Source organism: Cyanobium sp. Candia 9D4, from assembly GCF_024346155.1.
Lineage (GTDB): Bacteria > Cyanobacteriota > Cyanobacteriia > PCC-6307 > Cyanobiaceae > Cyanobium > Cyanobium minutissimum.
On sequence record NZ_JAGQCK010000002.1, the window covers coordinates 539,539 to 562,220 of the forward strand.

The 22,682-nt window shown below is 70.4% G+C and carries 22 protein-coding genes; 15 read left to right on the forward strand and 7 right to left on the reverse strand.

Annotated elements, in window-relative coordinates:
* Window positions 1-4 precede the first annotated feature (4 nt).
* Window positions 5-1,033 carry a hypothetical protein gene (locus KBZ08_RS07185; RefSeq protein ID WP_254972217.1) on the reverse strand — a complete coding sequence of 343 codons (1,029 nt, stop codon included), beginning with the start codon at window positions 1,031-1,033 and terminating at the stop codon, window positions 5-7.
* A gap of 20 nt (window positions 1,034-1,053) precedes the next feature.
* The gene (gene eno, locus KBZ08_RS07190) at window positions 1,054-2,349 is read right to left on the reverse strand and encodes a phosphopyruvate hydratase (protein ID WP_254972218.1); all 1,296 of its coding nucleotides are present in this window, start codon (window positions 2,347-2,349) and stop codon (window positions 1,054-1,056) included.
* A 100-nt stretch (window positions 2,350-2,449) separates the two neighbouring features.
* On the opposite strand from eno, the gene gloA reads away from it, so the two are divergent.
* From gloA to rplL, 9 genes are all read left to right on the forward strand, one after another.
* Window positions 2,450-2,851, forward strand: a complete 402-nt coding sequence (gene gloA / locus KBZ08_RS07195; RefSeq protein ID WP_106219438.1) for a lactoylglutathione lyase — start codon at window positions 2,450-2,452, stop codon at window positions 2,849-2,851.
* Window positions 2,841-5,732, forward strand: a complete 2,892-nt coding sequence (locus tag KBZ08_RS07200) for an ATP-dependent Clp protease ATP-binding subunit (RefSeq protein WP_254972219.1) — start codon at window positions 2,841-2,843, stop codon at window positions 5,730-5,732. The genes gloA and KBZ08_RS07200 overlap by 11 nt, the downstream gene beginning before the upstream one ends.
* 100 nt (window positions 5,733-5,832) lie before the next feature.
* Window positions 5,833-6,075, forward strand: coding sequence for a preprotein translocase subunit SecE (gene secE, locus KBZ08_RS07205; protein ID WP_236550635.1), 243 nt, complete (start codon window positions 5,833-5,835; stop codon window positions 6,073-6,075).
* On the forward strand, window positions 6,075-6,794 hold the full coding sequence (gene nusG, locus KBZ08_RS07210) for a transcription termination/antitermination protein NusG (protein ID WP_254972220.1): 720 nt from the start codon (window positions 6,075-6,077) through the stop codon (window positions 6,792-6,794). The genes secE and nusG overlap by 1 nt, the downstream gene beginning before the upstream one ends.
* A 185-nt stretch (window positions 6,795-6,979) precedes the next feature.
* Entirely contained in the window at window positions 6,980-7,405 is a 426-nt protein-coding gene (rplK, locus tag KBZ08_RS07215; RefSeq protein WP_106219434.1) for a 50S ribosomal protein L11, read from the forward strand.
* A gap of 92 nt (window positions 7,406-7,497) precedes the next feature.
* Window positions 7,498-8,205, forward strand: coding sequence for a 50S ribosomal protein L1 (rplA, locus tag KBZ08_RS07220; RefSeq protein WP_106219433.1), 708 nt, complete (start codon window positions 7,498-7,500; stop codon window positions 8,203-8,205).
* A gap of 9 nt (window positions 8,206-8,214) precedes the next feature.
* A complete protein-coding gene (locus tag KBZ08_RS07225) occupies window positions 8,215-8,862 on the forward strand; it encodes a GDSL-type esterase/lipase family protein (protein WP_254972221.1) in 648 nt (215 codons plus the stop codon).
* A gap of 259 nt (window positions 8,863-9,121) precedes the next feature.
* Window positions 9,122-9,649 carry a 50S ribosomal protein L10 gene (gene rplJ / locus KBZ08_RS07230; RefSeq protein ID WP_106219431.1) on the forward strand — a complete coding sequence of 176 codons (528 nt, stop codon included), beginning with the start codon at window positions 9,122-9,124 and terminating at the stop codon, window positions 9,647-9,649.
* Window positions 9,650-9,710: 61 nt separating this feature from the next.
* Window positions 9,711-10,097: a 50S ribosomal protein L7/L12 gene (rplL, locus tag KBZ08_RS07235; RefSeq protein ID WP_106219430.1), complete on the forward strand. Its 387-nt coding sequence runs from the start codon at window positions 9,711-9,713 to the stop codon at window positions 10,095-10,097.
* A gap of 322 nt (window positions 10,098-10,419) precedes the next feature.
* Here rplL and KBZ08_RS07240 read toward each other — a convergent pair whose 3' ends face one another.
* Window positions 10,420-11,178, reverse strand: a complete 759-nt coding sequence (locus tag KBZ08_RS07240) for a DUF3747 domain-containing protein (RefSeq protein ID WP_106219429.1) — start codon at window positions 11,176-11,178, stop codon at window positions 10,420-10,422.
* A gap of 73 nt (window positions 11,179-11,251) precedes the next feature.
* Here KBZ08_RS07240 and KBZ08_RS07245 point away from each other — a divergent pair, with 73 nt between their 5' ends.
* The 6 genes from KBZ08_RS07245 to KBZ08_RS07270 all read left to right on the forward strand — a co-directional run bounded on the left by KBZ08_RS07245 (window position 11,252) and on the right by KBZ08_RS07270 (window position 18,095).
* Window positions 11,252-12,061 carry a ribonuclease H gene (locus tag KBZ08_RS07245; protein ID WP_254972222.1) on the forward strand — a complete coding sequence of 270 codons (810 nt, stop codon included), beginning with the start codon at window positions 11,252-11,254 and terminating at the stop codon, window positions 12,059-12,061.
* A 10-nt stretch (window positions 12,062-12,071) separates the two neighbouring features.
* Entirely contained in the window at window positions 12,072-13,259 is a 1,188-nt protein-coding gene (locus tag KBZ08_RS07250) for a quinone-dependent dihydroorotate dehydrogenase (protein WP_254972223.1), read from the forward strand.
* Window positions 13,260-13,316: 57 nt separating this feature from the next.
* Complete coding sequence (locus KBZ08_RS07255; protein WP_254972224.1) at window positions 13,317-14,195, forward strand: hypothetical protein; 879 nt, start codon at window positions 13,317-13,319, stop codon at window positions 14,193-14,195.
* The gene (locus tag KBZ08_RS07260) at window positions 14,192-14,914 is read left to right on the forward strand and encodes a PilN domain-containing protein (RefSeq protein WP_254972225.1); all 723 of its coding nucleotides are present in this window, start codon (window positions 14,192-14,194) and stop codon (window positions 14,912-14,914) included. Before KBZ08_RS07255 ends, KBZ08_RS07260 begins: the two co-directional genes overlap by 4 nt.
* Window positions 14,911-15,726, forward strand: coding sequence for a hypothetical protein (locus KBZ08_RS07265; protein WP_106219424.1), 816 nt, complete (start codon window positions 14,911-14,913; stop codon window positions 15,724-15,726). Before KBZ08_RS07260 ends, KBZ08_RS07265 begins: the two co-directional genes overlap by 4 nt.
* A 152-nt stretch (window positions 15,727-15,878) precedes the next feature.
* Window positions 15,879-18,095, forward strand: coding sequence for a type II secretion system protein GspD (locus tag KBZ08_RS07270; RefSeq protein WP_219903795.1), 2,217 nt, complete (start codon window positions 15,879-15,881; stop codon window positions 18,093-18,095).
* A gap of 32 nt (window positions 18,096-18,127) precedes the next feature.
* Here the strand turns inward: KBZ08_RS07270 and KBZ08_RS07275 are convergent, their stop codons facing one another.
* From KBZ08_RS07275 to KBZ08_RS07290, 4 genes are read right to left on the reverse strand one after another with little or no spacing between them, the layout of a single operon-like run.
* Window positions 18,128-18,949 (reverse strand): pentapeptide repeat-containing protein, encoded by an 822-nt coding sequence (locus KBZ08_RS07275; protein WP_254972226.1) that lies wholly within the window; start codon window positions 18,947-18,949, stop codon window positions 18,128-18,130.
* A gap of 10 nt (window positions 18,950-18,959) precedes the next feature.
* A complete protein-coding gene (locus KBZ08_RS07280; RefSeq protein WP_254972227.1) occupies window positions 18,960-20,804 on the reverse strand; it encodes a DUF3488 and transglutaminase-like domain-containing protein in 1,845 nt (614 codons plus the stop codon).
* Window positions 20,801-21,712, reverse strand: a complete 912-nt coding sequence (locus KBZ08_RS07285; RefSeq protein ID WP_254972228.1) for a hypothetical protein — start codon at window positions 21,710-21,712, stop codon at window positions 20,801-20,803. The genes KBZ08_RS07280 and KBZ08_RS07285 overlap by 4 nt, the downstream gene beginning before the upstream one ends.
* The gene (locus tag KBZ08_RS07290; RefSeq protein ID WP_254972229.1) at window positions 21,699-22,610 is read right to left on the reverse strand and encodes a MoxR family ATPase; all 912 of its coding nucleotides are present in this window, start codon (window positions 22,608-22,610) and stop codon (window positions 21,699-21,701) included. Before KBZ08_RS07290 ends, KBZ08_RS07285 begins: the two co-directional genes overlap by 14 nt.
* Between the last annotated feature and the right edge of the window lie 72 nt (window positions 22,611-22,682).

The window sequence follows — 22,682 nt, forward strand, 5'->3', positions numbered from 1 at the left end:
CGGCTCAGTCGTGCAGCGGCACACTCAGGGCCGGGATCTCCAGCGGACGGGCCCCCAGCAACCCTTGCAGCGATCGCTGCTTCAGGGCATCGACCACCTCGTCCGCATTCGTCACCTTGTGGGACCAGTCGCTGGCCTGGTCCTGCCGGTTCAGCGCACCGGATGCGGTCGCGGCCGATCTGTCCGGCTCCAGGAAGGCCTCGGAGAAACCCTGCTGGGCAAGCAGTTGATGGACCCGGCCAGCCTGCTGGTGATTGGGATGGTCGCACCAGTCTTCGTAGTTGATGACGCAATGCCTGGGGTGGCTCCCCTGGGCCGGCGCCGGGCTGGGTCCGCGGAAAGCGTCTCCTGCCCGCAGGCTGCGCAGGTAGTAGCCGGAGATGAATCGGCAGTAGGCCACGAAGGATTCGGGACAGATCCTCACGTTGCAACCGGTGGTATTGACGCCGTTCCAGCGTCGCGAGTCGGTCTTGATCAACGAGATATAACTGTCAATCAGGCTCCGTTGATGAAGGATCAGGGGGTAGGTTCTGCAGAGGAAGCCATGGCATTCCGGTGAGAGATGGTTCGGGAAGAGTTCCAGCGTGTAGGTGTCTTCCCTGGCGTCAAGAAGCTCGCAGACGCGTCGGGCGATTCTGGGTTCACGGAAGATGTTGTAGGCCGGCCCGATCGCCGCACTGGCTTTCTCCAGCACGACGGAGAGAAACTGAGCAATCTTCAGCCTCTCCTTTCGCCGGAGTCGCAGGCTGATTCCGTGGAGGTGGCTTGCCGCGCCTCGGGGCGCGGCTCCCATGCGAAGCGTGCGGGTCGGCAGAAAGCTCTTGATCAGGGAATCCGCCACCATGTCCCTGCCGAATTCACTCAGGTCGTAAGGCGCCTTGTCGTAGAAGCGCAGGCCGCTCGGGCCCTCGGCACAGTGGATGTAGGCCGTCGGGTGGAAGGGCTCGCAGACAAAGGCGGACTTCATCGACTGCAGCAGCTGGCCGAACCGGGAGGATCCGGTTCGCGGAGCTGCAACGCTGAGGATCAGCACGGTGGCTGCGGCCCGCGGGCTCAGGCCTTGCCCCGCGGCCCCCGGTCCTCCACGCCGGCATACACCGCCTGGCTGCCCAGTTCGTCCTCGATGCGCAGCAGCTGGTTGTACTTGGCGACCCGGTCGCTGCGGCTGAGGGAACCGGTCTTGATCTGGCCGGCGCGGGTGGCCACGGCCAGGTCGGCGATGGTCACATCCTCCGTCTCGCCGCTGCGGTGGCTGATCACGCTGGTGTAACCGGCCCGGGTGGCCATGTCGATGGCCTGCAGGGTCTCCGTGAGCGAGCCGATCTGGTTCACCTTGATCAGGATCGAATTGGCGATGCCCTGCTCGATCCCCTGCTGCAGCCGGGTGGTGTTGGTCACGAAGAGGTCGTCGCCCACCAGCTGCACCGTGCCCCCCAGGCGCTCGGTCAGCAGGCGCCAGCCCTCCCAGTCGTCCTCGGCCAGGCCGTCCTCGATCGAGACGATCGGGAAGCGGGCCGCCAGGGCCGCCAGCTGGTCGACCATCTCGGCGCTGGTGTAGCAGCCGCCGCCGAAGGCGTAGCGGCCATCGGCATAGAACTCGGTGCTGGCCACATCGAGGGCCAGGGAGATCTGGTCGCCGGGCCGGTAGCCGGCCTTCTCGATCGCCTGCATCAGCAGCTCGCCGGCGGCGTCGTTGCCGGCCAGGTCGGGGGCGAAGCCACCCTCGTCGCCCACCGCCGTGGAGAGCCCCTGATCCTTGAGCAGCCCCTTGAGGGTGTGGAACACCTCGGCGCCCATGCGCAGGGCCTCGCGGAAGCTGCCCGCTCCGTGGGGCACCAGCATGAACTCCTGGAAGTCCAGGTTGTTGGAGGCGTGGGCGCCGCCGTTGATGACGTTCATCAGCGGCACCGGCAGCAGGGTGGCCATCGGACCGCCCAGGTAGCGGTAGAGCGGCAGGCCCAGGGCCTTGGCGGCGGCGTGCGCGGTGGCCAGGCTCACGGCCAGGATCGCGTTGGCGCCGAGGGCGGATTTGTTGTCGCTGCCGTCGAGTTCGTTCATGGCCTCGTCGACGGCGCCCTGGTCCAGGGCGCTCAGGCCGCACAGGGCCGGGGCGATGCGCTCCTCGATGTTCTCCACCGCCTTGCTGACGCCCTTGCCGAAGTAGGCCTTCTCGCCGTCCCGCAGCTCATGGGCCTCGTGGGCGCCGGTGCTGGCGCCGCTGGGCACGATGGCGCGGCCGCTGGCGCCCCCCTCCAGATACACCTCCGCCTCCACCGTGGGGGTGCCGCGGGAGTCGAGCACTTCGCGGGCAACGATGGAGTCGATGACGAGGTCGAGGGAGTCGTACACAGGGGGTGTGCTGGTGGGCGAATCCTATGGGTCGTCCTCCGCCCTCGCCTGTGTTCCCTGCGCCACCCTGGTCAGAATGGCCCGAGCTGGTGCACCGCCGATGCGACTCCTCCACACCATGCTCCGGGTGGGCGATCTGGAGCGCTCCCTGCGCTTCTATACCGAGGTGCTGGGCATGAAGCTGTTGCGCCGCAAGGACTACCCCGGCGGCGCCTACACCCTGGCCTTCGTCGGCTATGGCGACGAGGCGGACACCACCGTGCTGGAGCTCACCCACAACTGGGACACCGACGCCTACGAGATCGGCACGGGGTTCGGCCACCTGGCCATCGGTGTCGATGACATCCATGCCACCTGCGCGGCGATCGCCGCCAAGGGCGGGCGGGTGGTCCGTCCGCCCGGTCCGAAGCAGCACGGCACCACCGTGCTCGCCTTCGTGGAGGATCCGGATGGCTACAAGGTGGAACTGATCCAGACGTCGTCCCGGTCCGATGCGCACTGATTCCCGCCTGCGTGACGACCGGGGCGCGGGGGGCGCTGCGGCCAGCCTCACCAGCGACCCCGACCGCTTCAGCGACGCCGCCTGGGATCTGCTGATCGCCTCCCAGGAGCAGGCCCGCCGCTGGCGCCACGGCGCCATGGACGTGGAGCACCTGCTGCTCACCCTGCTGCTGAACCGGCGCTTCGCCAGCTGGGTGGACCCCCTGCCCCTCGATGAGGACCGGCTGCTGGACCGGCTCGAGACCTTCTGCGCCGAGCAGCCGGACGGCGGCGGCGGCACCCTCTACATCGGCGATGCCCTCGAGGATCTGCTGGAGGAGGCCGATCGGCGCCGGGCCGCCTGGGGATCCCGCCTGCTGGATGTGCCCCACCTGCTGCTGGCCCTTCTGGTGGAGCCCAGGATCGGGGCGTCACTGCTGGTGGAGGAGGGGCTGAGCGAGGACCTGCTGCTGCGCCAGTGGCGCCCCCTGCCGGCTGCGGCCGAGGCCACTGCCGCCGGGGCCACCGTGACCGCCGCTGCCCCCGCCCCGTCGCTGGCGCCGGCCCCGGCTCCGTTGGCCCCGGCCCCGCCACCGCCGGCCCCCTCGCGAGCGGCCGCGGCCGCTGCCCCCCCGCGGCCGCCGGCGGCGCCGGAGCCCGCCATGACCCTGCAGCGGGAGGGGGAGCCCGAACCCGGCGCCCTCGAGCGCTACGGCCGTGACCTCACCGCCGCCGCCCGGGCCGGCCAGCTCGATCCGGTGGTGGGCCGCGACACCGAGATCCGCCGGCTGATCCAGGTGCTTTCCCGGCGCAGCAAGAACAACCCGGTGCTGATCGGTGAGCCCGGCGTCGGCAAGACGGCCGTGGCTGAATCCCTGGCCCAGCGGATCGTGGCCGGCGAAGTGCCCGATGCCCTGCGGGGCCTGCGGCTGGTGGCCCTGGACCTGGGGGCCCTGATCGCCGGGGCCAAGTTCCGCGGCCAGTTCGAGGAGCGCCTGCGCAGCGTGCTGGCCGAGGTCCGCGACAACGACGGGGTGCGCGGCGAGGACGGGGAAGGCGGCCGTGCCGGCGGTGTGGTGCTGTTCATCGACGAGCTGCACACGGTGGTGGGCAGCGACCGTTCCGGCGCCGATGCGGCCAGCATCCTCAAGCCGGTGCTGGCCCGCGGCGACCTGCGCTGCATCGGCGCCACCACCCCCGAGGACTACCGGCGCAGCATCGAAAAGGATCCCGCCCTGGAACGCCGTTTCCAGCAGGTGGTGATCCGCGAGCCCGATGGTCCCACCTGCCTCGAGATCCTGCGGGGGCTGAAGGAGCGCTACGAGCTCCACCATGGCGTCACCATCACCGATGGGGCCCTGGTGGCGGCGTCTCGGCTGGCCTCCCGCTACATCAGCGACCGCTGCCTGCCGGATTCGGCCATCGACCTGATCGATGAGGCCGCCGCCAACCTGCGCATGGAGGCCACCTCCAAGCCCCAGGTGGTGGAGGCGGCCGAGGCGGAACTGCGGCGGGTGGAACTGGCGCTGCTGGCCGCCGAGGCGGCGCCCCTGGAGGAGCGGGTGCAGCTGCAGGAGCAGCGGCGCCTCGCCCATGAGCAGCTCGACCGCCTGCAGCGGCGCTGGGCGGGGGAGCGGGAGCGCCTGGGGGAGCTGCGCGAGCTGCTGCAGCAGGACGAGGACCTGCGCCACGCCATCGCCGAAGCCGAGCGGGACGGGGACCTGGAGGAGGCGGCCCGGCTGCAGTACGACCAGCTGCACGGGGTGCAGCAGCGCCGGGCGGCCCTGGAGGCGGAACTGCAGAGCGATCCGATGCTGCGGGAGCAGGTGGAGGAGGGTGACATCGCCGATGTGGTGGCCCGCTCCACCGGCATCCCCATCCAGCGGCTGCTGGCCGGCGAACGCCAGAAGCTGCTCGAGCTGGAGCAGCGGCTCGGGGAACGGGTGATCGGCCAGCCCGAGGCGGTGGCGGCGGTGGCAGCCTCGATCCGCCGCTCCCGCGCCGGCATGCAGGCCCCCACCCGGCCGGTGGGGTCGTTCCTGTTCCTGGGGCCCACGGGGGTGGGCAAGACGGAACTGGCCAAGGCCCTGGCGGCGGCCCTCTTCGATGAGGAGGAGGCCCTGGTGCGGCTCGACATGAGCGAATTCATGGAGCGCAACGCCGTTGCCCGCCTGGTGGGGGCCCCCCCGGGCTACGTGGGCTACGAGGAAGGCGGCCAGCTCACCGAGGCCGTGCGCCGCCGCCCCTATGCGGTGCTGCTGCTGGATGAGGTGGAGAAGGCCCACCCCGATGTCTTCAACCTGCTGCTGCAGGTGCTCGACGACGGCCGCCTCACCGATTCCCAGGGCCGCACGGTCGATTTCCGCCACACCGTGGTGATCATGACCAGCAACCTGGCCAGCCGCGCCATCCTCGAGCGGGCCCGCGCCGCCCCCTCCGCCGGCGAGGCAGGGGATCCCGGCCCCGAGGGGGGGGAGCAGGCCCGGGACCGCAGCCTCGATCGGGCGGTGGAGGAGGCCCTCTCGCGCCAGTTCCGGCCGGAGTTCCTCAACCGCATCGACGAGGTGATCCGGTTCCGTCCCCTCGCCCGCGCCGATCTGGAGCGGATCGTGCGGCTGCAGCTGGCGGAGCTGGCCCTGCTGCTGCGGGAGCAGCGCCTGGAGCTGGAGATCGACGAGGCCGTCGTGGTGGCCCTGGCCGCCCAGGGCTACGAACCCGAGTACGGGGCCCGGCCCCTGCGCCGGGTGCTGCGGCGTCGCATCGAGAACCCGCTGGCCACCGAGCTGCTGGAGGATCACTTCACGACGGCCCGGGGGGTGCGGCTGGAGCTCGCCGGACCCGGAGAGGCGGGCTTCCGCTTCGTTCCCCTGGCGGACACCCGGGAGGGACGTCCGGTAGGGTGATCGTTTGTCGATGTCTGCCGACACCAGGGCAGCCATCGGAATCCACACCGTGGACCCCATCCCCCCTGCCACCACCACCACGAGCAGTCCCGACGGGCCCCTGGCCCGCGGGAACGGCACGTCCGCGCCCGACGACGGTCCGGATGGCTTCCCCTCCGAGGAGAAGGAGCCCACCGGCTTCGTGGCGGTCACCCTCGCGGAGCTGCGCAAGGTCGTCTGGCCGAGCCGCCAGCAGCTGTTCAGCGAGTCGGTGGCGGTGATCCTGATGGTGAGCCTTTCGGCCGCGGCGATCGCTGCGATCGACCGCTTCTACCACTGGGGATCAACCCAGATCTTCCGTTGATGACCCTTCCCCTGCCTGCCGTGCCTGAGATCGAACCGGACGCCCCCGAGGTGCTGGAGCTCCCCGCCGAGGGTACGGATCCCACTGGGGAGGTCCTCGACCTCGCCGCCGAGGGCGGGGCCGAGGCGGCCGAAGCCGCTGAAGCCGCCAAGCCCCAGGTGGCCCGCTGGTTCGCGGTCCAGGTGGCTTCCAGCTGCGAGAAGAAGGTCAAGGCCACCCTGGAGCAGCGGGCCGTCACCCTGGGGGTGAGCAACCGGATCCTCGAGATCGAGATCCCCCAGACCCCCGGTGTAAAGCTGAAGAAGGACGGCAGCCGCCAGTCGATCGAGGAGAAGGTGTTCCCCGGCTACGTGCTGGTGCGCATGGTCCTCGATGAGGACACGATGATGGCGGTGCGCAGCACCCCCAACGTCATCAACTTCGTGGGGCAGGAGGAGCGCCGCGCCACCGGCAAGGCCCGCGGCCACATCCGGCCCCGGCCCCTCAGCCGCCAGGAGGTCGACCGCATCTTCAAGCGTGCCGCCGAGAAGAAGCCCGTCCTCAAGGTCGACCTCACCGAGGGGGATCAGATCCTCGTCACCGCCGGTCCGTTCAAGGACTTCCAGGGCGAGGTGATCGAGGTCTCCGGCGAACGCAGCAAGCTGAAGGCCCTCCTGTCGATCTTCGGCAGGGAGACCCCAGTGGAGCTCGAGTTCTCCCAGATCAGCAAACAGAGCTGATCGAACGGCGGCCGCCTCCCTGCGGAGGGCGGCCCCGGGTGGCCCCCTCGAGGGCCGCCATCCCGCCGGGCCGGCCCCCGCCCCGGCGATCCGCAACGCTCCCGCAACGGAGTTCCGTCCCACGCTCCCGCAAGGGAGTTCCGTCCCGCACTCCCGCAAGGGAGTTCCGTCCCCCAGCCCAGCCGATGGCCAAGAAAGTCGTAGCTGTGATCAAGCTGGCCCTCCAGGCCGGCAAAGCGAACCCCGCACCACCGGTGGGCCCTGCCCTCGGTCAGCACGGGGTCAACATCATGGCGTTCTGCAAGGAGTACAACGCCCGCACCCAGGAGAAGGCCGGGTACGTGATCCCGGTGGAGATCTCGGTCTTTGAAGACCGCAGCTTCACCTTCATCACCAAGACCCCGCCCGCCTCGGTGCTGATCTCCAAGGCCGCCGGCATCGAGAAGGGTGCCGCCACGTCCGCCAAGGGAGCGGTGGGTGCCATCAGCCGCGCCCAGCTCGAGGAGATCGCCAAGACCAAGCTGCCCGACCTCAACTGCACCAGCGTCGAGTCGGCCATGCGCATCATCGAAGGCACCGCCCGCAACATGGGCGTCGCCGTCAAGGACTGACGGCCAGCGGTCGTCGTTCCACCCCGTCCACTTCTCCGCTTCATCACCTTTCTGGGGGAGACCGATCACGGTCGTCCGCACCCCTTACCGCCATGACAAAAGTCTCCAAACGCTTCACCGCCCTCGCCGCCAAGGTGGAGGACCGCGCCTACGAACCGCTCGAGGCCCTCGCGCTGGTCAAGGACACCGCCACCGCCAGGTTCGACGAAACCATCGAAGCCCACGTGCGCCTGGGCATCGACCCCAAGTACACCGACCAGCAGCTGCGCACCACCGTGGCCCTGCCCCACGGCACCGGCCAGACCATCCGCATTGCCGTGATCGCCCGGGGCGAGAAGGTGGCCGAGGCCAAGGCCGCCGGTGCCGACCTGGCCGGCGACGATGAGCTGGTCGACCAGATCGCCGGTGGCGCGATCGACTTCGATCTGCTGATCGCCACCCCCGACATGATGCCGAAGGTGGCCAAGCTCGGCCGGGTGCTCGGTCCCCGCGGCCTGATGCCGAACCCCAAGGCCGGCACCGTCACCACCGATCTGGGCGGCGCCATCAGCGAGTTCAAGGCCGGCAAGCTGGAGTTCCGGGCCGACCGGGCCGGCATCGTCCACGTGCGTTTCGGCAAGGCCAGCTTCGACACCGCCAAGCTGCTGGAGAACCTCAAGGCCCTGCAGGAAACCATCGACCGCAACAAGCCCAGCGGTGCCAAGGGCCGCTACTGGCGCAGCCTCTACGTCGCCTCCACCATGGGCCCCTCGGTGCAGGTCGACTTCGCCGCTCTCCAGGACATCAAGCAGGAGAGCTGAGCGTCCGCGGTGCCTGCCTCGTCATGGGTGCGGATCGGTGGCTGGGTGGCCCTGCCGCTCACCCTGCTGGCGCTGGGGTGGGGCCTGTTCTCCAGGCCCCCGTCCTCTTCGATGGCGGTGGAGCCAGCCCAGACCCCGCGCCGTGATGCCCCGGTCACCTTCGTCGGCGATTCGCTCACGGCCCAGGGCGACTGGCAGGCGGCCTTCCCCGATCGGGTGGTGTTCAACCAGGGCGTGAGCGGTGACACCAGCTTCCAGCTGATGGCCCGCCTGCCGCAGATCCGCCGCACCGGGGCCGGCACCTACCTGGTGATGGTCGGCATCAACGACATCGTCTGGGGCTACGACCCCGGCCGGGTCGCCGCCCGGATCCAGTGGCTGCGCACCGGTCTCCAGATCGGCACGGGAGCCCGGGTGATCATCCAGTCCACGATTCCCTGCGCCAGCTTCCGCTGCGGTGCCGACGGGGTCCGGCGGGTGGCCGAGCTCAACGCCCTGCTCGCCAGCCAGACGCCTCCCCGGGACTTCGTCGATCTGACCCCGGTGATGGCGGACGGCGATGGACTCAGGCGTGCCTACACGGTGGATGGCGTGCATCTCAACGCCGCCGGTTATGCCCGCTGGGTGGCGCGGCTGAAGGAGCTGGGCCTGCCGTGATGTAGGTTTGAGTGCTGGATTCGTCCAGAAGGGCACGCGCCCAACCCAAGACAGCAGGTCGTCAGGGTCACCGATTCCGGTCGGTCGTTCTCTGCCGTAAGTCCTGCCGAGGTTCACGCGATTGGTTTTTGCCTGGGCTGGGGTCTCCAACGGAGTCCTTCAGATCGGAGCGGAGCGATGAGCGGCCTCGAAGCCACCCGCAAGGGATGGCTGTCCGTACCGCGTTCCCTGCTTGTTCCCCCGATCCGATCCACCTCCTATGGGCCGCACGCTGGAGAACAAGCAACAGATCGTCGAAGAGCTCAAGGGGCTCCTCGGTGAAGCCGAAATGGCGCTGGTCCTCGATTTCAAGGGCCTGACCATCAAGGAGATGACTGATCTGCGGACCCGTCTGCAGGCCAGCAACGGTGTGTGCAAGGTGACCAAAAACACCTTGATGCGCCGTGCCATTGATGGTGACAGCGCCTGGTCGGATCTCGATTCCCTGCTCACCGGCACCAATGCCTTCGTCCTGGTCAAGGGCGATGTCGGCGGTGCGGTGAAGGCCCTGCAGTCCTTCCAGAAGGACAGCAAGAAGTCGGAAGTGAAGGGCGGCCTTTTCGAAGGCAAGCTCCTTTCCCCAGACGACATCAAGGCCATCGGGGATCTGCCCTCCAAGGAGGTGCTCATGGCCCAGATCGCCGGTGCGATCAACGGCCTGGCCACCAAGCTGGCTGTGGGCATCAACGAGGTTCCGTCCGGTCTCGCCAGGGCGCTCAAGCAGCACGCCGAATCCGGCGAAGGTTGAGTTCGCACCCGCGAACCCCTGGGCTCCACCGATCCTCCCGTTCTGTTGCTGATTCCCCCCCATGTCCGCTACCACCGACCAGATTCTCGAACAACTGAAAACCCTCTCCCTGCTTGAGGCTTCCGAGCTCGTCAAGCAGATTGAAGAGGCCTTCGGCGTGTCCGCCGCCGCTTCGGCTGGCGTCGTTGTGGCCGCCGCCGCCCCCGGTGCCGCCGCTGAGGCCGTCGAGGAGCAGACCGAATTCGACGTCATCCTCGATGGCTTCGATGCGGCCGCCAAGATCAAGGTGCTCAAGGCCGTCCGCGAGGCCACCGGCCTCGGTCTGGGCGAAGCCAAGGCCCTGGTCGAAGCCGCTCCCAAGGCTGTCAAGGAAGGCATCTCCAAGGCCGATGCCGAAGCTCTCAAAAAGAGCATCGAAGAAGTGGGTGGCAAGGTCTCCATCAAGTGACCCGCCGTCGCCGGGCCTCCTGGTCCGGCACCCCCCTCTGTTGTCAGCCGGTCCTTCGGGGCCGGCTTTTTCATGGGCTGTTCCGTGGCTGGCGCGCTGGTCGGTGCCGTGGCCCACGGGATGGCGGAACGATCCAGGCATAAAAAAGAGCCCCGCCGAAGGCAGGGCTCTGGAGATGGAACGATTCCGGGAGTCTGTCCTCGTTTCGACCCTGGAAGAGCGTCCTTCACTCCTCACGAAATCAATTTAAACGGGGCGAAAGGGGGATGGCGGCAGGGGGGACCGGAGATTCAACTGGCCACAGCCCCGGCCCCGCCCCGGCTCAGAGCCCTTCGCCACCACTGCCACTACCGCTGCCGCTGTAGGGAATCACCTGGAGGGCGACGGCCCGCCCGGAGCTGCCCATCGCCATGCTGTCCTCGCCCTGGCCCGCGGCCGGTTCGATGGGGGTGAGGGCCGGGGGCTGGGCCCGGCCGGGGCCGAGGGGCCGGCGCCAGGTGGGGGAGCCGCCGGCGTTGGCGATCAGCTGATCCAGGGGGGTGGGGCTGGCGAAGTAGAGGTGGCTCAGGGCCCGTTCCCCGTAGGTGCGCCGTTTCAGATCCCAGCCCTGCTCGAGCCTGAGGGCCACGAAGCCGTCGCGATCCCGCAGGGGAATGTCGGCCCTGCCCACCACGAGGATGGCCGAGGTGCCCGGGGAAATGGCCTGGAGCTCCAGGCGGGATCCCACCTGCTGCACCCGCAGCCGGTAGGCGGTGCCCAGGTCCTGTTCGGCGACCCGCAGGGAATAGCCGTTGCTGTCGAGGTAGCGGTTGCAGATGCCGGTGTAGTCGAACCGGTTGAGGGTCGGATCCACCAGGCCATCCGGCCGGGCCTGCCAGCAGGCGGGCTGGGGCGTCAGCTGCTCCAGCACCAGGAGCGTCCAGTCGTTGTCGCCCACCGGGCGCGCCAGCACCGCAAAGCGATCGGCGTCGACGTCGGCGCTCTGGAAGAGACCGGCGGCCATGGCCAGCCGGGGCTGGACCATCGGCAGGCCGGCTCCGGCCAGGGCCAGGCCCGCCAGGGCCAGGTAGGTTCGCTGCATGGGAACACCTCCAGGGCCCGGGCGTTCTCCGGGAGAGAGGGACCCATTCAAGCGATGCTGTCAAGACGACTCCATGGGTGATCGACCGGTGCGGGTAGTGGCTGCCGCCTGTGATGGGGCCTGCAGCGGCAACCCCGGCCCGGGGGGCTGGGGAGCCCTGTTGCGCTTCGAGGACGGCTCCCGTCGGGAGCTGGGGGGTTCGGATGGGGCCACCACCAACAACCGCATGGAGCTGACCGCCGCCCTGGCGGTGCTGGAGGCTTTGCGGGAGCTGCCGCGCCACCCGGATCTGGTGCTTCGCACCGACAGCCGCTATCTGATCGACGGCTTCGAGAAGTGGATGGCCGGCTGGAAGCGCAAGGGATGGCGCACCGCGTCCGGCGGGGCCGTGCTCAACCGTGATCTCTGGGAGCGGCTGGATGCCGCCCGGTTGCCGGGGCTGGCCCTGCGCCACGTGCGCGGCCACAGCGGCGATCCGGACAATGACCGCTGTGATGCGATCGCGGTCGCCTTCTCCCGCGGCCAGTCCCCGGCCCTGGCGACCGAAGCCCGGCCCGGCCGGTCGCCGGCGCCGGGAGCCCCTGCCGCCGCCGATCCGGAGCCGGACGTCCCCGCGGCCGGGTCCCCGGCGGGGGCCGACCCCTCGGATCCGGCCCCGCCGTCGCTCCAGCAGCTGCTCTCCCGGCTGGAGCTGGCCGACCGACTGGCGGCGGGCGGCTACAGCCTGCGGACCGTCGAGCTCGCCAGGCTGCTGGAGGTGCCCACGGCCCGTCTCGAAGGGAAGGTGGAGCCCTGGCCCTGGCGCGACTGGCTCGTCAGACCCCTGGGCAACGGAAGCTGGCGCCTGGAGCGCGGCGCGGGAGGATTGGACAGGCCGCAGTGAGGAGACAGGGATGCCGCAGGAGCCAACGACCAGCGGCGGCCAGGTGGGAACCGGCGCCCTCTATGCCCGGTTCGTCGGGCCCCTGCTGCGCCGTGACGACGGCGCCGATGCCGAGCAGCTGAGCCGGATGACCCTCCTGGCCCTGGGGCAGGCGGCCCTGCGCCGCAACTGGCCCCTGGTGAGCGGCAGCCTGGAGGGCCTCGGGGCGGAGCTGCAGCGGCGCGATCCCCGGCTGGAGCAGACCCTGTTCGGCTGTCGCTTCGCCAATCCGGTGGGGCTGGCGGCGGGCTTCGACAAGAACGGGGTGGCGGCCGCCATCTGGCACCGTTTCGGCTTCGGCTTCGCCGAGCTGGGCACCATCACCTGGCAGCCCCAGCAGGGCAACCCGCGGCCGCGGCTGTTCCGGCTGGCCGAGGAACGGGCGGCCCTCAACCGCATGGGGTTCAACAACGACGGGGCCCGGGGGGTGCGCCGGACCCTGGAACGGCAGCACCTGCCACCCCCCGGGCAAAGGCCCGCGGTGCTCGGCATCAACCTGGGGAAATCGAAGGCCGTGTCGCTGGAGATGGCCCCGGACGATTACGCGGCCTCCCTGGAGCTTCTGGCCCCCCTGGCCGATTACGCCGTGGTCAACGTCAGCTCGCCCAACACCCCGGGGCTGCGGGACCTGCAGGAGGAGGCCCAGCTCCGGCGCCTGGTGGAGCGGCTGCGGCGCCTGCCCGCCTGCCCGCCCCTGCTGGTCAAGATCGCCCCCGACCTGGAGGACGACGCCATCGACACCATCGCCCGGCTGGCCTACGAGGAGGGGCTGGCCGGCGTGATCGCCGTGAACACCTCGGTCCACCGGCTCGGCCTGGACGGTCGCCGGCTGGTGGCCACGGGCCGGACCCTGGCCGAGGAGACCGGAGGGCTGAGCGGCCGCCCCCTGCGCCGGCGGGCGGTTGAGGTGCTGCGGCGGCTGCGGGCGACCGCCGGCCCGGCCCTGCCGCTGATCGGAGTGGGGGGCATCGATTCGGCCGAGGCCGCCTGGGAGCGGATCAGCGCGGGAGCCTCCCTGATCCAGATCTACACCGGTTGGATTTATGAAGGCCCCGTACTTGTGCCGTCGATTCTGGAGGGATTGTCGCGGCAGCTGGACGCCCATGGATGCCGGACGCTTTCGGAAGTTGTAGGTTCGGGGATGCCTTGGCGTCCGTGATTCGGTAACTTTCGCAGGCACCGGATCGGAGCCTTGGTTTTTTCTGGCCTGATCGGCTTGAAGGATGATCTGGAAGATCGTCTGAGGCCCATCCGCGCTCAGCTCTTCCCGCGCCAGTTGCTGCTGGAGCTTCAGGACGACTCCCTGAAGGGGCAGGTGCTGAGGGGGTCGGGGCCGGAGGCCGTGAGCATCGATCTGCCCCTGCCGCCCCTCACCTGTCTGGATGGGCAGCCCCTGGAAAAGGAGCCCCTCGGTGATCTGATCGGCGATCTTCTGGTGCGTGACGGCCTGCTCGATGCCGTCGTCCTCGCCTCCCTTCCCGAGGGCGCAGCGCAATGGCGGGTTCTCGACTGGCCGTTCGAGGCCATCCCCGACGATCCCATCGCGGCCCTGCGCACCATTGATCCCCCCCTGAATCTGGCGGTTCCCCTGGCGGAGGCCACGATCGATCTGCGGCCCCTGGCCGGATCCACCCCCCGGCTGCTGATGGCGGTGGCCCCCAGAAAGCTGGTGGACGACTGGATCGATGTCTTCAACCTGGCCGGCGTGCAGCTGGAGCGGCTGGCCCCGGCCCAGTCATGCCGGCTGGCGGCGGTCACCTCCCTGCTGGAGGCGGCTCCCGAGGATGAACTGACCGTGCTGCTGCATCCGCTGCCGGCCGGCGGCCAGCTGCTGCTGCTGCGTGGAACGGAGCCGGTCTTCAACTGGTCCCTGCCCGAGGACGACGGGTCCCTCATCCAGGAGGTGAATCGCTGCGTGACCTTCTACCGTCGCCGGGACCCCTCCATCCGTCGGCTCCGGCTGTTGCTCAGCGCACCTCTCCCCAGCCAGGACCGCCTGCAGGACGCCCTGGGCGTGCGGGCCGAGATCCTCACCCCTGAGCCCTTCGGCTCCCTGGTGCTCCAGGGGCTGGCGATGGCGGAGTCGATCCGATGAGCCCACCGATCCTCGATCTGCTTCGGGAGAGGCGCAAGGAACTCGGCCAGGAGAGCATGGTCTCGGCCCTGCAGGACCGGCGCCCCCTGCTGCTGCGCGGTGCCCTGATCGGGGCGATCGTCCTGGGCGGGTCCGTCCTGGCCACCGCCCTGGTGTTCCTCCGCTTCCAGTACGTCCGGATGCAGACCGCCCAGCTGACCCGGTTCGAGGCCGAGTCCACCCAGATGCAGGCGGAGATGGCGGCCAGCCGGGCCAAGCTCGACCAGCTCGCGGCCACCAACCGCAGCCTGACCGAGGGCCTCACCACCCTGCGCACCTCCTCGGCCCTCCTGGCCGACCTGCAGCTGCGCACCCCCGAAGGCATCCAGATCCAGAGCGCCGAGGCGGAAGGCACGAACCTGGTGCTCAAGGGACAGGCCCTCGATCCCCTGGCCTTCGCCCGCATCAATGCCCTGCAGCTGGAGCTGTCCCGCTCCCCGCTGCTGAACCCCAAGGGAGTGGCGCTCGTCAAGCTGGAGCGGGTTCCGCCCGGCGATGCAACGCCCGGGCAGGCCGGGGCCCCCACCCCCGCGCCCACCCCCGCGACGGTCCGCTTCGAGCTGTCGGGGCCGTTCGCCACCCTGCCCCCCGCCCGACAGCTGAGCGTGATGCGCCAGCTGGGATCGGAGGGCATGGTGCGCCGGCTGCAACTTCTCCAGGCGGAGGGCCTCATCCCATGACCAACCTTCAGCAGGGTTCCAAGCGCCTTCCGGTCGCCAGCCTGCGCCTGATCTGGCTGCTGCTGCCGGCGGGCGTGCTGGGCGGGCTCGGGCTGCTCCTGATCCTGGTGGGCCTGGTGCCCCTCTGGGCCGGCCTGCAGCGCGACAACCAGCGCCTCCAGGAACTGGAGCAACTGCGGGACCAGGTGACGCTGATGCGGGGTCAGCTGGTGACCACCCAGGAGAGCACCGAGGCCGCCATGGCCAGCAAGGCCAAGATCGAGCGGCTGATCACGGGCAACGGCGACCTGTCCACGTTCCTGGCCATGCTCGACCGTGAGGCCGCCGCTTCGGGCGTCGAGCTGACCCTGTTCGAGCCCACCCAGGCCGCAGCTCCTGCCGCCACCACCGCCCCCAATGCCCCCCCTCCGCCCGCCCCTGCGCCGGGAGCGCCAGGCGCTGCACCTGCTGCACAGGGCAAGGCGGCCAATGACCCACTGGCTCTTCAGGGCCTCACCCTGCGCACCCTGCTGGTGTCGGCCAAGGGGTCGTTCCCGTCCCTGCTGTCCTTCCTCAGGCGGCTGGAGGCTCTCAACGTGCTGGTGGTCCAGAGCGATCTCAGCCTCACTCTCCCAGACGATGCCCCCTCCGACGGTGCAGCGGCCAGCCGCGGCGGCGTCCGGCCCGTGGTGATGAAGCTCACCCTGGGCCTCTACAGCCGCACCCCCGCCCAAGCCGCACCTCCGGCGGCGACGGCCACCCCCGCATCCCCTGGGAGTCCCGCTCCTCCAGCGACACCCGCTCCAGCACCTGCCCCTGCACCATCCAGCTGACCATGCCAATCCATCGCGACTCGGCAACTGGCCGTTTCGCACAATCGCCGATACCATTCAGCCGATTCGGAGATCAACAGAACGTGGCAAAACGTCAGTGGCGGCGCGTTCTTTCTGTTTCTCTCGGCGTAGTGATCCTGCAGGGCACGGGCGTGTCCACCGCGGACGCCGCTGTCGCCACGTCCCGGGCAGGGGGTGTCTCCAGCACCCGGCTGTCTGAGATCGCCCAGGCCAGCGGCAGCCTCGACATCAAGCTGCGTCGCCTGCCGGATTCCGTCGAGGTGGTGATCGAGGGCACCGGCCCATCGCCGATGCTTCAGCAGACCACCCAGGGAGCCGTCTGGCTGGGCCGGCTGCAGACCGCCCAGCCGATGACCCTGCGCCGCGGCCCTGTGAGGCTCTCCCTGCCCGAGGCGGGGCTGCAGAGCATCAGCTTCGAGGGTTCGGGCAACGTCTTCGATCTGAAGGTCTCCCCCACCCCGGGATTCCCGGTGGGCCGGCCCGTGGTGAGTGGGGATGGCCGCAGCCTGATCCTCACCTTCAACGCTCCGGCGCAGCCCACCCTCCAGACCCTCACCCCCAACGTCACCACGCCGGGACGGGTCCCCCAGCCCGGCTTCGTTCCGCCCCTGCAGCCCCGCGCGGTGGCCCCGCCGCTGGGGGACATGGCGGTGGGCACCATGACCATCAGCAATCCCAGCTACGTGAGCGTCAGTGGGCCGCCGGTCACCATGACCCTCCGCAACGCCCCTGCCAAGGATGTGCTGATGGCCCTCAGCCAGCTGGGGGGCTACGGCTTCGTCTATGTCGGCGATACCCCTGCGGCGGGCTCCACCCCGGCACCAACGGCCGCGGGCACGTCCCCTGACATGCGGCCCATCTCCATCTCCTTCCGACGGGAGAACTACGGGAGGGCAATCAACTCGGCGCTCCTGGCGGCGGGGCTGCAGGGCAAGCGCGACGGCAACACGATCTTCGCCGGCCCCAACGTTCTGGCCAAGAGCTTCGGAGCCCAGCTCTCCAAGGTGTACCGCCTGAACCAGGTGCCGGCGAACTCGGCCGCTGACTACCTGGCCAACCTCGGTGCCCAGGTCACCAAGACCAACACGATCACCACCGCGGTGTCCGAGGGGGTCGCCGCCACGGCCGCCCCCGCCGGCAGCCCCACGGCCTCCACCACCACGGCCAGCACCACCACCACGGTGGAATCCTTCGGGGCCACGAACGGCCCCCTGATCGGCCTGCGGGCCACCACCGACACCCGGCTGGGCACCATCACCCTGGTGGGCGCCCCGCGGCTTGTGGCCATCGCCGAGCAGTACCTCCGGCAGCTCGATCTGCGCCAGCGACAGGTGGCCCTGTCGGTGAAGATCCTGGATGTGAACCTCCAAAACGACACTGAGCTCTACAACAGCTTCGCCTTCCGCTGGGGCAACAACTTCATCGTCAACGACAACGGCACTCTGGCGGCGAACTTCGGCGGCGTTCTTGGTGGGGCTTCCGTTCAGCGAGGTCTCGATGCGCCGTTGCTTCCCGGACAGCCACTCGCAGGATTTGTCGGACAGACGAACCCTGGCGCGGCCGTTGGGGCCGCAGGTCAGCCGCTTTATCCCAACAACAATTTCTTCGATTTCTTCCAGGCTCGCATCCTCTCCGACAACTCCAAGGTGTTGGCTAGCCCCACCCTGATTCTTCAGGAAGATCCCTCGATCCTCCGAGATGACTCTTCCAGTGCTGGAGGAGCAGCAGGTGGGGGGGAAGGTTCCAGCATTTTCTCTTCGGCATTCGATGATATCGACGCTCCCATCGGTCGCCGGAGGGGTAATGAGGGCGTGGTTCGGGTCGGGATCAACGTTCCAACGGAAGTTTCCACCACCATCACGGGAACGGCGGGAGCCGTCACCTGTTCCATCGATCAGCTGTCCACCGCAGGTCTTGTGCTGGGGGCACGGGTTCAGAAGATCGACGACAATGGCTTCGTCACCTTCTCCCTCTCTCCCAGCATTTCGGCCGTGGAGAGAGAAATCACCGCCGGTGGCTGCCCTCCGATCAGCATCCTCCGTGTACGCCGCCTGGATACGGGTGTCGTCCGCGTCCGCGATGGTCAGACCCTGATCCTCACGGGTGTCATCTCCGATTTCGATCGGGCTCTGGTCTCGAAATGGCCGATTCTGGGGGACATTCCCATCATCGGCCAGTTCTTCCGGGCCTCGTCCAACAACCGCGAAAAGCGGGAGCTGGTGATCATGGTGACGCCGCGCATCATCAATGACACCGAGGGTGGCACCTACGGCTATGGCTACCAGCCCTCCACCCCGGCCTCCCGGGCCTTCCTGGGCGGCGAGCCCCAGCCCCCCATGACCCCCTGATCGGGGACACCCCCTGATTCAGAAGCCCTGATTCAGAACGCCAGGGGCAGCAGGAACTTCATTGCTAGCGGGGCCACGGCCGAAGCGAAGGAGGCGGCTCCGGAGAGCATCTGGCCGCCCATGCCGCTGCCCTGGTTGGCCTTCTTGCCGGGCTTCAGCAGGGCAGTGGCCACCTCGGTGAGTTGCTTGGCCTGGGCCTCCTCGCCGGCCTGGCCGTAGAGGACGGCGGCGTAATTCAGGTCTGCCGCGGCCAGGTCGGTCTTGCCCTGTTCGGTGCGGCTGAGGCCCCGGGCCACCCAGCTGATCGCCGCGTCCGGCTGCAGGCGGATCGCCTCGGAAAACAGCTGCTCCGCCTGGGGATGGCGCCCCTCCAGGGCGGCGGTGACCCCGGCGTTGTGGAGTTCCGGGTAGCTCAGCACCGTGGGCGCCACGCCCCGGGCGTCCTGCCAGTGGCTGCGGGCCAGTCCGCCGGGATCGATCTGGGCGCCGCTGAGGTCGCTCTGGCGCAGGTCGGTGCCCTCCAGATCGGCCCCGCGCAGATCCGCACCCCGCAGGGATGCCCCCTGCAGGCTGGTGAAGCGCAGGTCGGCCCCCTTGAGGTTGGCCCCATCCAGCCGGGCCTGGCCCAGGTTGGCGCGCTGGAGCTTGGCGCCGCGCAGGTCGGCGTCGCGCAGGTCGGCGTGCACCAGGTCGGCGTCCTGCAGCTTGCAGCGCGGGCAGTCGCGCTGGCCCAGCAGCCGCATCAGATCGGCGTCGCTGCCCGCCTGCACAGGACCGGCCAGCAGCAGCACCAGCAGCGCCGGCCCGGCAAGACGGCGGGCGGACCCTTGGCCTGACCCTTGGAGCGTGGTCATGGTCGCCGGTTCAGGGGTGGTCCCGTTGTACCGCTTCCGCCGGGCGGTTGCCGGTCCGCAGGGAACGGCGCAGCACCCGTCCCAGCCGATGGGCCGTTCGTCGTCCCGCCCGGCTGGGGCCGCTGGCGAAGCGTTGCTGCTGGTAGTTGGCCACAAAGGCCTCCAGGGGATCGGCCAGGGACGGCCAGCGCTGGCTCAGGCGCCGGGCGAAGCCGCCCAGGGTTTCCCCCGCCGCCGGTGCCATGCCCTGCCGGGCAAAGGCCCGCAGGGTGCGCTCCAGCTCCAGCCGCAGGGGATCACCACGGTGGCGCCGGCCCAGCCAGCCCAGGCCCCCCAGACCGGCGGCCAGGCTGACGGCCACCGCCAGCAGCACCACCACCCCCAGCAGGTGGCGCTGCTCGCCCAGCAGCCGGGCCACCAGGGCCTGCTGCTGTTCGCCGTCGTACCCCAGCCACCAGCGGGCCCAGGCGATGTCGAGGCCCCACCACTGCTGCTGGATCCAGTCCAGCGGGCCGTCGCCGGCACGCCTGCCGGCGACGGCGGCCGCGGAGCGTGTCAGGGGGTCCCCCGCCGCCCAGGCGGTGGGATCGACGCGCCGCCAGCCCTCCCCGTCCAGCCACACCTCACTCCAGGCGTGGGCGTCGGCCTGGCGCAGGTCCACGTAGCCGGTGCCGCCCACCGGCTGCACCCACTGGCCGCCGCGGTAGCCGCTCACCACCCGCGCCGGCACCCCCGCCGCCCGCATCAGGGTGGTGAAGGCGCTGGCGTAGTGGCCGCAGAAGCCCAGCCGGCTCTCGAACAGGAAGTGGTCGAGGGGGGCTTCTCGCGGCAGGGCCCCGGGCTCGAGGGTGTAGCGGAAGGGCTGGCGGCGGAACCAGCCGCTGGCGGCCTCCAGCCGCTCCCGGTCGCTGCGGAGGCGCCTCCAGCCGGCGGCCAGGGCCTCCAGCCGAGGGTTTTCGCCCAGCGGCAGCAGCAGATCGACGGGGCCGGGGGGGGCGGTGCGCCAGCCGGGCTGGTCCGCCGTCCGGGTCAGGGCGTAGACCCGCCGCTGGCTGCCCGGGGCCCGGTTCAGCAGTTCGCCGCTGCGCTGCAGGTTCAGGTCGGCGGACAGGGGCCGGCCGCTGCCGCTCCAGGGCACCGCCGCCAGGCCGCTGGGCTCGATCAGCCAGAGCTGGATCCCCTCCCCTGGCGCGGCGGGGGGCGGCGCGGGGTTGGGCTGGCCGGCCGCCGGCCTGGGGAACGGGGGGGCGGCGCTGCGCCAGCTGCGGCCGTCGAAGCGCTCATGCACCAGCACCCGCCAGTAGCGCTGCTCCAGGGGCGGGGGCTCGCCGCCGAGGGGGAAGGCGACGCGGGCGGCGGCCTGGCGGCTGACGGCGAGCCTGGCGATCGAGCCCGGCTCCATGCTGTCGCTGAGGCCGGTCATCGCCCCCATGCCCTGGCCCGCACCGAAGGTGGTGAAGGGCATCAGGCGGGGCAGCAGCAGGAACAGCACCAGGGCGATGGGCAGGGCCGCCAGCAGCACCTGCAGGCTGCGGCGCAGCAGCGCCTTCCAGTCGGGACCGGCCCCCAGTTCCAGGGCCAGCAGCCCGGCCAGGGCCATCAGGATGGCCAGGCCCTGCAGCAGGCTCGGGGCCAGTTCGGGGCGCAGGGCCGCCAGCAGGCCGGCGCAGACCAGCTGCAGCAGGGCCACCACCCGCCGTTCCTCGAGGCTGCGGGCCTCGCGCAGCTTCAGGGCCGTCAGCACGGCCAGGCCGAAGGCCAGCAGGCTCAGGGACAGGGCCGGCGACAGGCCCAGCAGACCCAGGGCCAGCAACCCCATGCTGAGCCACTGGAGGGGGGCGGCGGCGCGGCTCATCGGCAGCAGGCCAGGGCCGTCAGGCACTGGTCCCGGTGGACCACCCCCCGGCCGGGCGCGACGGTCTGGCCGTTCAGCTCCAGGCCGTAGCTGAGGCCCCGGCCGTGCCAGCTCCAGATGCGCTCACTGAGGTGTTCGAGGGCTGTCTCCAGGGGCACGCCGGGTTCCGGGGACAGCAGGGGGGCCGCTTCGGGGCGGTCCAGGAAGCGCTTGGCGTACTCGCCCCGCCCCTGGGCCAGCAGCTTCCAGGCCAGCCGGCTGGGGCTGTCCTGGGGGCGATGGGGGGCCAGGTCGCGCCAGTCGTCGGTGCCGTCCTGGCGGCTGGCCAGGGCCGGCTCGCCGTCCACCGGTGCCGTGCCGGCGGCCAGCAGCCGCACCGGTCCGGCCCGGCGGGCCGGGTAGATCAGCTGGGTCGTCGGCGGATGCCAGCGCGACCAGCAGCAGAACAGCCCCAGGGGCGCCGTCGTCTGGATCCGCAGCAGCCCGGGCTGCTGCCAGCCTCGGCCCGGCGGTGTCCAGGCCACGGTCAGTTCATGCTCCCCCGCCGCCAGGGAGAGGGCCGGACCCGGGGCCCCGCCCGTCAGCCGCAGGCGCACCCCCTCGCTGCGGCCCGGGCAGCGCAACCGGATCGGATAGGGGACCGGTTCGCCGGCGAAGCCCGGAGCCGGCGCGCCGCAGGCCAGCTCCACCCCCTGCAGGTTGAAGTGGGTGAGGTGCAGGGTGAGCAGGAACAGGCTGAGCATCAGGAAGCTGAGCAGCAGCGTGCCGTTGCTCTGCATCTGGACCCCCACCACCTGCAGCAGCACCGTGCCCGCCAGCCACAGCCAGCCGAAGCGTGTCGGCAGGATGTAGAGGTTGCGCATCCGCAGGCGCACCCGCTCCCCCTGCTGGGGCCTACCGAAGTCCATCGACGCCTTCCTGCAGCCGCTGGCTGAGCTCCCCCTCGCCGCCACCGCGCTGGCCGCCGTCCATGCGGTGCTCGCAGACGGCCGCCAGCACCGCCTGGACGTCGTCCGGAATCACATGGTCGCGGCCCTCCAGCAGCGACCAGGCGCGGGCGGCGGCCACCAGGGCCAGGCCGGCCCGGGGTGAGAGGGGATGGGCCTGGGGCGGCTGGCGGCGGCTGCGCTCCAGCAGGTCGAGCACGTAGTCGAGCAGGGCGGGGCTGCAGTGCTGCCGGTCGCAGCGGTCCTGCAGCGCCAGCAGGTCCACCGGGCCGAAGGCGCCGCTGAGCCCGTCGGGCCGCAGGCCCTCCCCCAGCAGCAGGGCCCGCTCCGCCTGCCGGGGGGGGTAGCCGAGGCTGAGGCGCATCAGGAACCGGTCGAGCTGGGATTCCGGCAGGGCCGAGGTGCCCCCCTGGTCGAGGCCGTTCTGGGTGGCGATCACCAGAAAGGGACGGGGCAGGGGATGGCTGGTGCCGTCCACGCTCACCCGACCGGCGGCCATCGCCTCCAGCAGGGCGCTCTGGGTGCGGGGGCTGGCCCGGTTGATCTCGTCGGCAAGCAGCACCTGGCTGAACAGGGGACCGGGCTGGAAGCGGAAGCTGGCGGCGGCGGGGTCGAACACGTTCAGGCCCGTGAGATCCGCCGGCAGCAGGTCACTGGTGAAGCTCACCCGCTTGAAGCCGAGCCCGAAGCTGCGGGCCAGGGCTTCGGCCAGGGTGGTCTTGCCCATGCCGGGCAGATCCTCGATCAGCAGGTGGCCGCGGGCCAGCAGGCAGGCCAGGGCCAGCCGCACCTGATGCTCCTTGCCCAGCAGCACCTCGCCGATCGCGCTGATGACCGGCTGGAGGGGGGAAGAGGGCACGGGGGACTGCGGTGCACCGGTGGCCCACCCATTGCAGCAGCCCGGCCATGCTTCCGTGTTACAACCGCCTTA

Excerpts from the sequence above, each read along its gene's own strand:
- KBZ08_RS07245 (WP_254972222.1), top strand. The coding sequence starts at position 11,252 with ATGGGTGATCGACCGGTGCGGGTAGTGGCTGCCGCCTGTGATGGGGCC.
- rplA (WP_106219433.1), top strand. The coding sequence starts at position 7,498 with ATGACAAAAGTCTCCAAACGCTTCACCGCCCTCGCCGCCAAGGTGGAG.
- rplL (WP_106219430.1), top strand. The coding sequence starts at position 9,711 with ATGTCCGCTACCACCGACCAGATTCTCGAACAACTGAAAACCCTCTCC.
- KBZ08_RS07285 (WP_254972228.1), bottom strand. The coding sequence starts at position 21,712 with ATGGACTTCGGTAGGCCCCAGCAGGGGGAGCGGGTGCGCCTGCGGATG.
- KBZ08_RS07280 (WP_254972227.1), bottom strand. The coding sequence starts at position 20,804 with ATGAGCCGCGCCGCCGCCCCCCTCCAGTGGCTCAGCATGGGGTTGCTG.
- gloA (WP_106219438.1), top strand. The coding sequence starts at position 2,450 with ATGCGACTCCTCCACACCATGCTCCGGGTGGGCGATCTGGAGCGCTCC.
- KBZ08_RS07260 (WP_254972225.1), top strand. The coding sequence starts at position 14,192 with ATGAGCCCACCGATCCTCGATCTGCTTCGGGAGAGGCGCAAGGAACTC.
- KBZ08_RS07265 (WP_106219424.1), top strand. The coding sequence starts at position 14,911 with ATGACCAACCTTCAGCAGGGTTCCAAGCGCCTTCCGGTCGCCAGCCTG.
- nusG (WP_254972220.1), top strand. The coding sequence starts at position 6,075 with ATGACCCTTCCCCTGCCTGCCGTGCCTGAGATCGAACCGGACGCCCCC.
- KBZ08_RS07200 (WP_254972219.1), top strand. The coding sequence starts at position 2,841 with ATGCGCACTGATTCCCGCCTGCGTGACGACCGGGGCGCGGGGGGCGCT.
- KBZ08_RS07240 (WP_106219429.1), bottom strand. The coding sequence starts at position 11,178 with ATGCAGCGAACCTACCTGGCCCTGGCGGGCCTGGCCCTGGCCGGAGCC.
- KBZ08_RS07275 (WP_254972226.1), bottom strand. The coding sequence starts at position 18,949 with ATGACCACGCTCCAAGGGTCAGGCCAAGGGTCCGCCCGCCGTCTTGCC.
- KBZ08_RS07250 (WP_254972223.1), top strand. The coding sequence starts at position 12,072 with ATGCCGCAGGAGCCAACGACCAGCGGCGGCCAGGTGGGAACCGGCGCC.
- rplK (WP_106219434.1), top strand. The coding sequence starts at position 6,980 with ATGGCCAAGAAAGTCGTAGCTGTGATCAAGCTGGCCCTCCAGGCCGGC.
- rplJ (WP_106219431.1), top strand. The coding sequence starts at position 9,122 with ATGGGCCGCACGCTGGAGAACAAGCAACAGATCGTCGAAGAGCTCAAG.